This window comes from Algoriphagus pacificus, assembly GCF_017254845.1.
Taxonomy (GTDB): Bacteria; Bacteroidota; Bacteroidia; order Cytophagales; family Cyclobacteriaceae; genus Algoriphagus; species Algoriphagus pacificus.
In genome coordinates this window covers 913,282-925,431 of sequence record NZ_JAFKCU010000003.1, presented here as the reverse complement: position 1 = coordinate 925,431, position 12,150 = coordinate 913,282, and the positions used below count along the sequence as shown (strand labels likewise).

Sequence of the window (12,150 nt, the reverse complement as noted above, 5' to 3'; positions counted from 1 at the left end):
TTTCCATTTTGGACCCGGCTCTTTCACAGACGCTGACAGTGGACAAGACTCAGCTGAGTGGAACCCACTATGTTTTTGTGCTCAGTGTGGAGTTTGTTCAATTGGTCAATGGTGTGGAATATGCGATCAACAACGGAGCGCATAATGCCGCCAAGATGTTGTCAGTGAGCAAAAGCAGCTGATGAGACTTCTTCTTAAAAGAAGGTATACTCCCCGGGGAAGCCTGGGGAGGCTATACCTCGGTCAAAAGCAGTTGTGCTTTATCCGGGAAGCCCCAAAATCCTGCTATGATCAAGCAATTCATTGCCTGGATGAAGGAACTTACGAACTGGAGGCAGCACATTCAGAGGAAGAGGGCTGGTTTATCAAAGTAGGTGAGAGAGGGTTGATTAAAGCCAGATCAGGAGAATCTAGGCCAGGTTTAAATGAACTCTGTCCAGTAACTTCTTACCGTGCAGATGGCACTCCACTGTTTACAAAACTAGCTTTCTTGAAGCTTATGGATGAACTCACTCCTTTTTGGGAGCGGGGAGAAATCCTTGACTTGCAGATCGTTTCTACAGGAATTCCTTATCAATTGGAATCATGTCTGGAGCAGAGTTACTCTTAACCTTGGCAGGAGCAGTGACGATGTTATTGCTTTCGGTAATTGCCTATTTCCTCAAACTGCTGATTGAAGATACCCGGCAGTTAAAAGGTGAATTGGCAAAGTTGAAAGAGCTCTTTTACAGGCTGGAGATCGAACAGGCCTTCCTGAAAAATATGATGAAAGGAGGGTGAGCATCTTGCCTGCAGGAGGTAGGTCGCAGTTGGCAGTGATCAGTGTCAGTAGGCAGTGAGCAGTCGCAGTTTATAGTTTTCAGTGATCAGGTGCTATGGTTTAGCTCCTAAAATCTTTAATTGGAGCAAATGCCCTTGGAAGCAGCTGGTGGATGAATAACAAAGGACAGCGCTAAGAAAACAAGCTAGCTCCGGGCTTGTCTCGGAGATCCGCTTGTTTTTAGCTGGACTTTGAATTCATCCATGAATTGTCCGAAGACAATTCAAAGCTGATTTCGGGCAAGGGCTCCTCGATAGTTATCGGGATGCCAACTTTTGCCTGTCCGCCGTAGGAGGAGCCTTCAAAAGTTGGGAGAATACATCCGATAACTAATAACTCTCAACTGACAACCAACATCATAAATCATAAATCTAAAATCATACATCAAAAAATGTCCATACTAACAGAAATAAAACAAAGGGCAACAGCCCCAACACCTCTGTTTTTCCAAAAAGTAAAGAAAATCGGATTGATCATCGCAGCAGTAGGAACCGCTGTGATCACTGCACCTGGCAGTATCCCGGTAGTCCTGCTGAGCTATGCAGGCTATGCAATCACTGCTGGTACAGTGCTAGTAAGCATTGCCCAACTCACAGTAGATGAGGAAAGGCTTGAAGAGAAGCTGATGAGTTCTTTGAACTAGCTCAGCTAGCAATCAATAAAATAACCCGGGCAAAATTGCTCGGGTTTATTTTTTTTTAGAATACAAAAAAGACCGTTTTAGATGAAAAAAGGAAAGCTCTTGCCTAAGCAGATTTTATAAGGATTCAAAAAAAACCAATTTCCTATCTCCTGAATTTTCTTAATTATCTATTAAATAGCTTGTTTCAATTCCAAATTGTGATTTTTCAGAATCTGTTATTTCGTGAATTTGATTTTTATTTACCCAATTTATTAAAACTGTTTTATCTATAGGCCATACCACAACGCTAGGATCTGAGTCACATTCTACACAACATCGAATAGTATAGGTATAGAAAGCTTTATTCTTTGGTAAAAAGCCAACTTTGCCACCAAAGTTTTTGATTGTCAACAATTCCTTACCCTTGTTATCCCATAACTTGGTCTCAGGAACTCCAATTTTTGGGCAAATGGCAGTAAGAAAATACTCTCCTAAATCAGAGACATCTACAGAAGAGATAATTTCTGAATGTCCTTCTAAAGCAAGTTGCTCCTTTCCTAAAGAATCAGAAATAATGGTTCCATTCATTTTTATTAATCCATCCATGGATATAGCCGCAGTATCGTTCTCAAATCCATAGGAATTATAATATTCGGGTGACAGGATTGAAATGACATTTACTGTTTTTATGCTCTTTTGAAAAGCTGAATCAGGTTTAAAAACATCTTTGTCAATTTTTCCAGTTCCCAATTTTTCTCCAAATAAGTTCCAGACTGTGGTGCTATTCAAAGTTTCTGATATTATATATTCACCTTCAATATCGCTGTAGATAGTAGTCTTGTTGCCAAATGGGATTGTCAAAAGTGGCATCTTCTCTAGATTGAATGAAACAGTATCGCCTTTTAGATCAATTGTGCTAACGATATGTTCTTCAGTACTGAAATTGGCTCTGATTAATTGTGAACTTGAACTTCCTATTTCAAACTCCAAAGGAATTGAAGAATATGTGTCAAAGGTTCTGCCTAAATATTTTTGTCCTGAAAATGGAATTGAAATTATATTGGCTTTATTATTTCGTGGAACTACCAAATATCTATTGTCATAGGAAAAATTAGTTTCATCAAGCCCATCTATCTGGTTATAAGTAAGGTACTGTTGATATAATGGATCATCATACCAATCTTCAGTTTCATCATTCCATATTCTGTTGCCCCATCGGGTGAATTCTCCTGTGATGTCCCAGAGTTCAACTGTATATTCCGCCATGTCAGCTTCAGGGGAATAAAAGAAAAGGCTAAAATTTGACTCTGGAGATAGGATAGTTCTACTCAAAAATAAAAATTCTGATTTATAATCAATTCCAATTTTTTTTAAAAAACTACCGGGAACTTTTATGTCTGGTGCATAAAACTCAAGGTCCTTAGGAGGTTCAATATCTTTCATTTTTTGAGACTTATTGTCATAAAATGAGCTTCCATGAAGTTGACCTAAATAATAATGAGGGTTTGAATAAAAGGCCCTTAATAGTGCTGAGTAAGAATCGATATTTGAGCTGTCATACATTAAGGAATATTCTGCAAGTCGAAAGCTAACAGTTGGATTAGTTTGATTTAAGTAATTTGAGGTTGCAATCAAGCTGTTAGCTATAGATTTTTTGGTTTGATTTCTAGCATTGTTTGCTTGTTCAATAGCATCATTTTTATTGTTTATTGCCTCAATGGTTTGATAAATAGAAAAAACTAGGAGACCAGTTAGAATAAGAATTGCAGTATTTTTTATTATTCTCCATCTTCTTTGAGCTTTAAGTTCTTCACTCGCCAAATCTTTAGGAGCTTTTCCATGCAATTGAGCTGCAAGTTTGAGTATCTCCTTTTGAAATAGTAGATTCTTTAAAGAAAGTTCTTCTTTGTTTTTAAATGCTCTTAAATCAATATAAAAGGGCTCTTCATCAAACTTGGTTTTTAGATTGTCGGGAAGGGAATTTGTCCTAGAATCAAAAAAAACACTTTCCGATTCATCCCAAATTATCTCACCATCTGTTAAAGCAATCAATAATGTGTCTAAGGATTTATTTTCAATCCAGTAATTGATTTCTTTTTTTACCCATTTAGATTCTGCGGATTTAGGGGAGGCCATATATATTAAGTAAGATGATTTACTTAAAGCCTCCTCAATATTAGTCCATAAATGGGGTGAAACAGATAGACTGGATTCATCTCTAAAAATATTCAGAACACGCTTTTTCCACCATGGAATTCCAAATCTTTGAAGCGACTTTTCTACTGCTGGTGCAAGTTTTCCATCTGCTGCATGTGAATAAGATATAAAAGCATCATACATTTTGAATGAATTTAATAAGTCAAAAAAAATCAACTGTTTAAATTACAAAAACCTACTAAAAATAATACAGTACTTTTTAAATAAGTAAGATGCCCAAATAGTTAAAAAGACACATTCTTCCACCTCAAAACGATCTGTTCAGAGGGGATTATTTGCATTTTAGTGTAATAGATTTGACTTATTTTATATTACCTACCTCCCAATACAGAATTTGGAGAAGATACTACCTGCCTTTTAAATCTTCCTCTTGGCTATTTGAAGGGTAGTGCTTTCTATCTCAAATAAAACATTCAAAGACCACTTGATGGGATTGACGAAATCCCTAATTTGGTTTCCAAAACACCCCATACACCTGTGGACAAAGCGAATATATACGCAATAGACAAGTAGGAAGGGGTTTATACAAGTGTTGTGCAGCATTAAAATGAACAAACTGACGAACATATTAATTGGACTTCTGATTTTTTCAGGAACTTCTGTCTTTGGACAGTTAGGACATGCGATTGTTACATATCAACCCGTTTATGAACAAGACAACAGTTACTTTCCTCATGACTACTTCCTTAAACTTGATATGGATGGCCTTCTTGATACAGCCGCATCAATAAAAATAAATGACAACAACCTGATTATTACGAACACATTCAACGATGGATTCACAGGCCATCAAGTTCAATTCACAATTTCTCCCGAATTAGAAATTATCAGTGCTATTTATGACGAATGGACTGACGTAATTGATGGCTCAGAAAGTAAATTCTTAGTCGACAAAGCAATTCTATCATTTAGCGATAACCCGTTTGAAGAAAAACTAATTACAGCTCATTATACTCTACAGATAAGAGAGAACTACTACGCAGGAAAACTCCTGAGTAAGGAAGGTGTGAACGACACTACCACATTTAGAATATTCAACGGAAAATTCAAATTCTACTCAGAAAATGAAAAACTAAAAGGTCGGGATTGGATTCTAGACCAGAACGAAATAAAAATGGGAATTAAGGACAGTCTTGGAATCTATGAAATGCCTGATAACTATGCTGAATTCAAATTTGGCGATGACTCGTTGAAAGCTGTTTTGAAGGAATATGAAATTGACAGAGCCAAAACAGAAGTCCCTAAGAAAAGCTTCATCACACTTCAGATGATAATTGACGAAAATGGACAAGTTGACTTAAACACAATTAAGATTTGGGAACCAATGAAATCGTTAGAAATCATCGAACTAGTCAAAAAAGACTCAGTCCTTATGAACGATTGGTATCCTGCAACATACAAAGGAAAACCAGTGAAATCAGAAGTTAATTTGCCAATTAGAATAAAATAAAAAACGCTGCACAACAACGCATATAGTGCATACCCTGCGGGATACGCACAATATGCAAACCGTTAGTAATGAGTTGAAAAAGCGAAATAATTTCTTAGCGCTCGTTTACTGACAACTTACATCAGGGTTCCAGTCATAAAACATACCGTTAGGATTTTCCTTTTCTGACCAAAGATGAAGTGCCCACATTTCTATTTGCTGATTCTTATGGTAATTCTGGCCAAAAAGCGTGGGTGGTTCTTTGTCTTCGGAGTGTATTGCAAAAGGAATCAAGTATTCAACTCCTAACAATTCCATAGTTCCGTTAGCATCAGGAGCATACAGTAAGACTTGCGGCTCCAAATGATTAATCCGGCCGTCAATATATTCCAAACGCCCGAAGTGATGCCCCATGCCACCTTCCGTTGGGTGTGCTACGCAACCAGAAAGGTCAGTCGCCCACCCGGCGGCTACCCCATTACTGTGTAGCGTGTAGCTTTGGGTGATGTTTCGCACTTCCTCAATCATTTGCGCCACTTCATCCTTAGGCTCTTCTTCATTTTTTTCGCAGGAGACCAACGATATTGTCAATCCCCATAGTAATAGCATTCCCGTGTAAGTAATTATTCTTTTCATTCTTAAAAGTGTTTTGTTTAATCAATTGGTCGTTTTTCCCACTCACATTTTTATCACCATATCATAGTTGGCTGCATTTTTTATGACTTCCTGAATCAGGTCGGGGGCTACCGATTTTTCCTGAGCATTCGCTTCTTCGGCCGGTACGCCCATTTTTTCAAAAAAACTGGCAAAGCCTTTCGGACTGTGGATATTGACCCACTTGCAGGACTTATCACCCTTATTGCCAAACGTATGAAGCGTTTGCGGTGGAATATCAACGGACTCTCCGGCTTTCACCAGTGTGACTTCACCATTGACCATAAACTCCATTTCGCCCTCTATGACGAGAAAAGACTCCTTGTAAGAATTATGGAAATGAGGCGGCGGTCCCGAAACATGGGGTGGCGTTTCTCCCATCATTAAATCGTAGTCTCCGGTGGTTGGGTAGGCCGTTACTTTGTGGCCTAGCACCCATTTTGTTATATTTTGTTTCATTTTATGAGATTGTTGTCTCATAAAAGTAAAACAAGTTTTTGGTTGTTCAAAACTTTATGAGATATTTGTCTCATGAAGAATGATTTTCTAGATAAAGGGAGAGTTAACCAAAAGCTGGGAACCCGGGATAAAATACTGGCAGCAGCTCAGTATTTTTTAAATAAAGGAACCGATTTTACCCTTGATGATATCTCCAAGCAAGCCGGAATATCAAGAGCCACGATCTATAGGTATTATTCTAATGTAGATGAACTGGCTGGAGAAGCCGGTTTAGCGATCAAGACCCAAAAACCGGAAACCTTATACGACAGCGTTAAGGATTTAGATCTTGAAGAAGCTATTTTGGGTGTTCAGAAATACTATAACACGCTGGCACTAGACCACGAACACGCCTTCAGAAAGTATCTGGCCGTTGCGATCACCAGTACGTCAAAACTAAAAAGAGGCGCCAGAAGGGTAAAGACCTTACGATTAGTTCTGGAAAAAGCCAATCTTACCAAAAGCGAAAAAAACAATCTGATCAACCTGTTTACTGTATTAATGGGTATCGAACCCCTTATTGTCACCAAAGATGTTTGCGGATTGGATAATGAGCAATCTAAAGATCTGTTGAAGTGGGGCATGGAAATGATTCTCAAGGGAATTGCTAAAGACCAAAAATCATAGAGCACTATCGCTAGTGCATATACCGTATCTGGTAGAAATGTCAACCCTGAATATATATTAGATTTTATCTTCGTACTCAGACGAAAAGCCATTAGGTAGGATAGCCCACTAATCATACCCGCTTTTCTCTATATCAATACTAATGACTACTTATGCTAATGAAACCCATTTTCATCGCTTCTTACCTATTGATTATTTTGCGGATTGAGTAAGCAAGTCAGAAAGGGCGTGTACTTCTTTTTCAGTATATTCATGGCGTTAATACAAACAACCGTAGGCATGTAAGTGCCTTTATAGCGTTTATACACTAGTTAGCGTCTTGCTGTAAATTCAAAATATTATGAAACAAATATTGCTTCTTCTTTCCGTCTTATTCACATCACAAATAGCCATTGCTCAGACAAATGAAGAAAATCGTGATCTCGTATTCGACTCGATAGACTTAAAAATAATTCAGAGAGCAGATTCTATATTATCTGATTCAACTAAGTGGAATAAACAAGATGACCGTATATGTGATGATGATATAGCGAATGGAAAGTATAGTCTGTTTTGTGCTCTTTATAAAGCTTCAGTTGATATTACGGGGGAATACATACATCGAAGACCCGCAATGCAAAATGTAAGATTTACATTGGAGAAGTACGAAAATGGAAGAGTTGTAAATCATAGACTTATGGACTGGAATAACCATCCAGACACAAGATTTGAAGAAGTGAAAAAGGTTTTGAAGGAATCTAAAGATGAAGTCAAAAGGCAAATAAAAAAATAAATTAATGAACCAAAGCCTGCCTTTACCACCATGTATGAAACTATAGCGGCACAAGGCAATCGCTAATACCAAAGCTAAAGCTTCAAACACTTAACGCTTTAAGCCATTTTAAAACCTAAGCTCAATGAATAACAAATTAGACAAATTTGGAAAATTGATAGTTGAAAAGTTGAGAGATAAACAAATCGATTGGTTCAGAGGACTAATTCAAGGTAAATGGAGAAGTCAGGAATCAAAAGAGTTACATGCCAAACTTTCAAAATTAACTCAAGACCAAAAACAAGTCGTTGCGGATGTTTTGGAAAAGGTACTGGAGAACTCTATGCATGATTTTCTTTTTGCCATTCAGGAGAGTAACGATTTAGATAGTGGACTCAAAGTTTTTATGGATGGCGAAAATGTAGCAGAACTTTCTGATGGCTTACATGGAGAAATTTTTACAGAAGACGGTTGGGTTCAAAGGTTTAGCAGACACAAATCCGTGTTCGAAAATGAAAAATAATTTTCGCTTTGAGCTTATTTTGACTCAAGTAAGACCTGATGTACCAAAAGATTTTAAGAATTAAATACGTTGCACAACATCACCATAGATACAGAGTGTGGTTCAGAGTAAATATGAAAAGCAGAATCTTTAAGAAGTCAGGAGTAGGCTGGAAGAGAATGGCTCCTAAAACCTGCCTTCTCCAAGCTGAGGACCGTTACGGCAGGGAAGAGGTGAGGAGAAAACCAAAAAAAACTGAATGCGAAGACCTTCAGAAAACTTACGATCCAATGGCGATAGCATTTTTTGAGCAGTATCAGATTATCTCATTAGACAAATACTAAAACAAATATATGCAACAGATCTCTTTTTGGCAAACATGGGTAGTGGCAGGATTTCTGATGGTGATGCCCACAATAGTCACAGCACAGGAAGCTGAGCTCACTCTTGATGACCTTTTCGCAACGCCAAAACTGACGGGAACAAGCCCCTCTGTACCCGTGTGGGCACCGAACAGCGAGCACTTTGCCTTTTCCTGGAGTGAACCAGGAAATCCTAGGCGTGGCCTCTGGGTATTCACAAGTGATGGGAAGGAAGTGCGCTTTAGTTCCGATACAGCATCCGCGTCAGTGCGCGATATTGTATGGACTGACGCCAACACAATCCTCAGCCTGCGAGGTAACAACTTATGGCAGTCTTCGCTGAGCCAGGGAGACGAGCTCCAATTGATGCCCGTCGAGGCAGGTGCAGGTAACCTGTCGATATCTCCAAGCGGCACGCAAGCGGCATATATACGGAACGGTGACCTTTGGCTTGCTGATTTCATTACCAAACAAAATCGCCAGCTCACCGAGATCGGCATCGCCAGTCTCTCGAGCTTACAGAAGGGGCGCTACAGCCTACCGGAACGTGAAATCGGTCCAGGCATCTGGAGTGGACCAACGTACAAGTGGTCCCCGGATGGCAAAACAATTGCATTCCACGCCGTTGACAGACGTGAGATGCGAAAGGTACCGTTCCCGGATTACCTCGCTGATGAAACGAATCCCAACGAAGTACGCAGAAGTTACCCCGGCGATCCAAACGAGATTCGCAGGGTTGGACTGCTCGATGTAGAAAGCGGTAACATTACATACCTAGATTTGCCTGATCCGCATGCCAACCAGGTCATCGACTTCAACTGGTCACCAGACGGAGCGCTACTGGTTGATATTGCATCCGATACAGCGGTTGACCGTAAGTTGTTTGTAGTTGCACCCGGAGAAAGCCAATTGCGCGAGATTTGGCGAGGTGTTCGAGAGAGCCGCATGTATACATCGTTTGGGTCTACCTGGCATCCGGATGGAAAGAGGGTTGTTTTCTTAAGCGATATGGGTGATCGCTACGGCCTCTACACGATCGATGCCTCAACGTCTGGGGATCGACCGCAGCTTCTGACAGATCCATCCTACGATGCACTATCCGCTCCAAGTATTGCTGGTGATGCACTGTTTTATCCAGGCAACGGCGTCAATCCCTACGAACAACACGTGTATCGCCTAAAGATGTCCGGTGGCGATCCAGAGCAGGTGACGCGTCTTTCGGGCCGGAACGATGGCTACCCCTCACCGGATGGCAGGCACTTGGTGTTTATGCACAGCAACGACACATCACCGCCCGAGCTTTATGTGGTAAGCAGCGAGGGTGGTGACGCTACCCGAGTAACCCACTCGCCCTTGCCCGCCTTTACGGAGCGATCTTGGGCAGCTGCAGAATACCTTAGTTTCCCCAGTCTTGTAGATGAATACACGCTGCATGCCCGGATTCTGAAACCTACAAACATGCAGCTCGGTAAGAAGTATCCAGTGCTGTTTGGGCCCGTGTATTCGAATACAGCGAGGAACCGCTGGGCCGGTAACTACAGCCTTGTACAGCAATTGTTGGTCAAGGAGGGATATATTATCGTGCAGGTGGATTCACGAGGTAGCGACGGTTATGGCCGGGCATTCCGTGAAGAGTTCCTGCTGGGTTTTGCGGACCAGGACATTGAGGATTATGCAAGTGCCGTTGCCTACATGGAGTCACTGGATTATGTCGATCCCGATCGCATCGGTATCTGGGGCAGCAGTTACGGTGGCACACTCTCCGTTTATTCGCTGTTGATGAAGCCGGGCTTATTCCAGGTGGGTGTTGCTGCAGCAGCAGCTGTGGACCCGATGTTCTTTGGCACGGACGATGTGGCGATTGTTCGTACCCCTCAGACACATCCGGAGATCTTCGAAAGAAAAGCAGTCAAGTATGCATCAAATCTGCAGGATAAACTTCTGTTTATCCACGGTATGCAAGACCATGTGGTGCCCTTCAAGACAGTGGCCGTGTTAGCTGAAGAATTGATTAAACAGGGCAAGGACTTCGACTTTGCTTTTGCACCGGGTGCAACTCATGGATGGAGCCGTGAGCAGAATTACGATCGCTACCTGTTTGGTAAAATCATCGAATACTTTGACCGACACCTAGCCGTTCCTTCTAAGTAGATGCCTGCCAGCCGGCAGGCTGGTTTGAAGGTCTCTTGTTTTTAGGGGTTGAGGAACACCGTATAACAAACGATAAACCACATACCTCACCTGAGTTATCTGAAAGTGAAATGCAACAAAGAAACAATACCAATATTTGAAAGCCGAAATGCATATGCCATATCTGGGCGCTAGCATTTATTTAAAATAGAATATTATGAAACTTGGAAAACTACTTTGGACGTCAGGTTCCATATTGATAAATATAACAATAGGAATTTATATCTATTTATCAAGTAAAGCACCTCTCAACCCAATGGAAAGGCATAATTACTTGAATGAAAATTGGGATGTATATAGTATGCATTGGAAAATTGAATTCCTTTTTATGACGTTTATAGCGATTGGTGCATTATACTTTACTATTAATCTTAAGAAAATAAGCTGGATAATAATTTCTGTTGGACAACTGATTCTACTCTCGACTTATCCAATAATGCTTGGTGGATATGAAAATACATCCTTTGAATTGTCCCAAATGGCAAATCAAGTGGCAACCGTAATTTTTATATTTGGAAACTTGATTTTTTTGGGAGGACTACTAAAGCTATACTCATCTGACACTTATCTAAAGAAATGGCTGAAATGGATTGCAGTAGCACTTTCAGGAATTGCATTTTTGACCTTCTTAATTACATTTATCGGAATTATTAATTGGAAACAGGCATTGATGATAGGACCTTTAATTAATGTGCTTTACCTAATCAATGCGTACTATGGAATGAAGTTAAAAGTAGAATAAAAACGTAATGCCTTCAATGGCTATAAGTAATTGCTTGTTTTCGCTTAATTCTGAAAATCCCTCAGGATTTTCAATTTGGTGTGTACTTTCAAGGTTTAATGCTAAACCACGCAAAACTCATAGCCGAGACCGTTAGCTGTAATATGATAATATGAACAATAGAGAGTCGTTAGTAAACTTCATTTTAAGTGTCGTCAAAATTTCAAGAGATGAGGCTGACCAAATTGCAAACACATTTCATCCGATTGAAATAGAGGAAAAAGACTACTTGCTAAGGGAAAATGAAATAAGTGATGATTACTTCTATTTGGAAAGTGGATTAATGCGAACTTTTCTCTACAACCTGGAAGGTGAAGAAATTACCATAGACTTCTTTACAGAAAACAACATTGTATTTGAAATTACTTCATTCTTTAATCGAATTCGTTCAGAGGCATATATACAAGCTATTACAAAATGTAAAGGGTTTAGAATTTCGTATGAAGAATTAAATACGCTATTTCATGATAAACCTGCTTTCAGAGATTTTGGCAGAGCCATTTTGGTAAAAGAATTTATTGCTTCTCAAAGCAGAAATTTTGGAATGATAAATCGAACAGCTAAAGAGAGATATCAGAACCTTTTAAGCATAGAACCCCAAATACTACAATATGCGCCGCTAAAGTATATTGCTTCTTATTTAGGTGTTACCGATAGCACTTTGAGCAGGTTGCGAAAAAAAATGTAGATTTTTAAT

The 12,150-nt window shown here is 39.8% G+C and carries 14 protein-coding genes and 1 pseudogene; 12 read left to right on the top strand and 3 right to left on the bottom strand.

Features of this window, described 5'->3' with window-relative positions:
* From J0A69_RS16420 to J0A69_RS16405, 4 genes and pseudogenes are all read left to right on the top strand, one after another.
* Window positions 1-182 (top strand): annotated as a pseudogene (locus J0A69_RS16420) (hypothetical protein); the annotation flags it as partial.
* On the top strand, window positions 182-610 hold the full coding sequence (locus J0A69_RS16415) for a DUF5675 family protein (RefSeq protein ID WP_206587672.1): 429 nt from the start codon (window positions 182-184) through the stop codon (window positions 608-610). The pseudogene J0A69_RS16420 and the gene J0A69_RS16415, both read left to right, overlap by 1 nt.
* A complete protein-coding gene (locus tag J0A69_RS16410) occupies window positions 586-780 on the top strand; it encodes a hypothetical protein (RefSeq protein ID WP_206586895.1) in 195 nt (64 codons plus the stop codon). The genes J0A69_RS16415 and J0A69_RS16410 overlap by 25 nt, the downstream gene beginning before the upstream one ends.
* Before the next feature lie 431 nt (window positions 781-1,211).
* Window positions 1,212-1,463, top strand: a complete 252-nt coding sequence (locus tag J0A69_RS16405) for a hypothetical protein (protein WP_206587671.1) — start codon at window positions 1,212-1,214, stop codon at window positions 1,461-1,463.
* Between the two features lie 159 nt (window positions 1,464-1,622).
* On the opposite strand, the gene J0A69_RS16400 is transcribed toward J0A69_RS16405, so the two are convergent.
* Window positions 1,623-3,782 carry a toll/interleukin-1 receptor domain-containing protein gene (locus J0A69_RS16400; protein ID WP_206587670.1) on the bottom strand — a complete coding sequence of 720 codons (2,160 nt, stop codon included), beginning with the start codon at window positions 3,780-3,782 and terminating at the stop codon, window positions 1,623-1,625.
* Between the two features lie 424 nt (window positions 3,783-4,206).
* Between J0A69_RS16400 and J0A69_RS16395 the strand changes: the two genes are divergently transcribed.
* On the top strand, window positions 4,207-5,109 hold the full coding sequence (locus tag J0A69_RS16395) for a hypothetical protein (protein ID WP_206587669.1): 903 nt from the start codon (window positions 4,207-4,209) through the stop codon (window positions 5,107-5,109).
* 105 nt (window positions 5,110-5,214) lie between these two features.
* Here J0A69_RS16395 and J0A69_RS16390 read toward each other — a convergent pair whose 3' ends face one another.
* Both J0A69_RS16390 and J0A69_RS16385 read right to left on the bottom strand, forming a co-directional pair.
* Window positions 5,215-5,697: a hypothetical protein gene (locus tag J0A69_RS16390; protein ID WP_206587668.1), complete on the bottom strand. Its 483-nt coding sequence runs from the start codon at window positions 5,695-5,697 to the stop codon at window positions 5,215-5,217.
* A 69-nt stretch (window positions 5,698-5,766) separates the two neighbouring features.
* Window positions 5,767-6,222 carry a cupin domain-containing protein gene (locus tag J0A69_RS16385; protein ID WP_236032933.1) on the bottom strand — a complete coding sequence of 152 codons (456 nt, stop codon included), beginning with the start codon at window positions 6,220-6,222 and terminating at the stop codon, window positions 5,767-5,769.
* A gap of 51 nt (window positions 6,223-6,273) precedes the next feature.
* Between J0A69_RS16385 and J0A69_RS16380 the strand changes: the two genes are divergently transcribed.
* The 7 genes from J0A69_RS16380 (at window position 6,274) to J0A69_RS16350 (ending at window position 12,141) form a co-directional block, all read left to right on the top strand.
* Complete coding sequence (locus J0A69_RS16380; RefSeq protein WP_206587667.1) at window positions 6,274-6,867, top strand: TetR/AcrR family transcriptional regulator; 594 nt, start codon at window positions 6,274-6,276, stop codon at window positions 6,865-6,867.
* 340 nt (window positions 6,868-7,207) lie between these two features.
* Window positions 7,208-7,639: a DUF6197 family protein gene (locus J0A69_RS16375; protein ID WP_206587666.1), complete on the top strand. Its 432-nt coding sequence runs from the start codon at window positions 7,208-7,210 to the stop codon at window positions 7,637-7,639.
* A gap of 124 nt (window positions 7,640-7,763) precedes the next feature.
* Window positions 7,764-8,141 carry a DUF6547 family protein gene (locus J0A69_RS16370; RefSeq protein WP_206587665.1) on the top strand — a complete coding sequence of 126 codons (378 nt, stop codon included), beginning with the start codon at window positions 7,764-7,766 and terminating at the stop codon, window positions 8,139-8,141.
* Window positions 8,142-8,254: 113 nt separating this feature from the next.
* Window positions 8,255-8,464, top strand: coding sequence for a hypothetical protein (locus J0A69_RS16365; RefSeq protein WP_206587664.1), 210 nt, complete (start codon window positions 8,255-8,257; stop codon window positions 8,462-8,464).
* A gap of 9 nt (window positions 8,465-8,473) precedes the next feature.
* Window positions 8,474-10,633 (top strand): S9 family peptidase, encoded by a 2,160-nt coding sequence (locus tag J0A69_RS16360; RefSeq protein ID WP_206587663.1) that lies wholly within the window; start codon window positions 8,474-8,476, stop codon window positions 10,631-10,633.
* 196 nt (window positions 10,634-10,829) lie between these two features.
* Window positions 10,830-11,414 carry a hypothetical protein gene (locus tag J0A69_RS16355; protein WP_206587662.1) on the top strand — a complete coding sequence of 195 codons (585 nt, stop codon included), beginning with the start codon at window positions 10,830-10,832 and terminating at the stop codon, window positions 11,412-11,414.
* Between the two features lie 151 nt (window positions 11,415-11,565).
* Entirely contained in the window at window positions 11,566-12,141 is a 576-nt protein-coding gene (locus tag J0A69_RS16350; protein WP_206587661.1) for a Crp/Fnr family transcriptional regulator, read from the top strand.
* The last annotated feature ends 9 nt before the right edge of the window (window positions 12,142-12,150 follow it).

Bases quoted from the DNA above. Each gene is read 5' to 3' on its own strand.
- J0A69_RS16415 (WP_206587672.1), top strand. From the start codon at position 182: ATGAGACTTCTTCTTAAAAGAAGGTATACTCCCCGGGGAAGCCTGGGG.
- J0A69_RS16410 (WP_206586895.1), top strand. From the start codon at position 586: ATGTCTGGAGCAGAGTTACTCTTAACCTTGGCAGGAGCAGTGACGATG.
- J0A69_RS16405 (WP_206587671.1), top strand. From the start codon at position 1,212: ATGTCCATACTAACAGAAATAAAACAAAGGGCAACAGCCCCAACACCT.
- J0A69_RS16400 (WP_206587670.1), bottom strand. From the start codon at position 3,782: ATGTATGATGCTTTTATATCTTATTCACATGCAGCAGATGGAAAACTT.
- J0A69_RS16395 (WP_206587669.1), top strand. From the start codon at position 4,207: ATGAACAAACTGACGAACATATTAATTGGACTTCTGATTTTTTCAGGA.
- J0A69_RS16390 (WP_206587668.1), bottom strand. From the start codon at position 5,697: ATGCTATTACTATGGGGATTGACAATATCGTTGGTCTCCTGCGAAAAA.
- J0A69_RS16385 (WP_236032933.1), bottom strand. From the start codon at position 6,222: ATGAGACAACAATCTCATAAAATGAAACAAAATATAACAAAATGGGTG.
- J0A69_RS16380 (WP_206587667.1), top strand. From the start codon at position 6,274: ATGAAGAATGATTTTCTAGATAAAGGGAGAGTTAACCAAAAGCTGGGA.
- J0A69_RS16375 (WP_206587666.1), top strand. From the start codon at position 7,208: ATGAAACAAATATTGCTTCTTCTTTCCGTCTTATTCACATCACAAATA.
- J0A69_RS16370 (WP_206587665.1), top strand. From the start codon at position 7,764: ATGAATAACAAATTAGACAAATTTGGAAAATTGATAGTTGAAAAGTTG.
- J0A69_RS16365 (WP_206587664.1), top strand. From the start codon at position 8,255: ATGAAAAGCAGAATCTTTAAGAAGTCAGGAGTAGGCTGGAAGAGAATG.
- J0A69_RS16360 (WP_206587663.1), top strand. From the start codon at position 8,474: ATGCAACAGATCTCTTTTTGGCAAACATGGGTAGTGGCAGGATTTCTG.
- J0A69_RS16355 (WP_206587662.1), top strand. From the start codon at position 10,830: ATGAAACTTGGAAAACTACTTTGGACGTCAGGTTCCATATTGATAAAT.
- J0A69_RS16350 (WP_206587661.1), top strand. From the start codon at position 11,566: ATGAACAATAGAGAGTCGTTAGTAAACTTCATTTTAAGTGTCGTCAAA.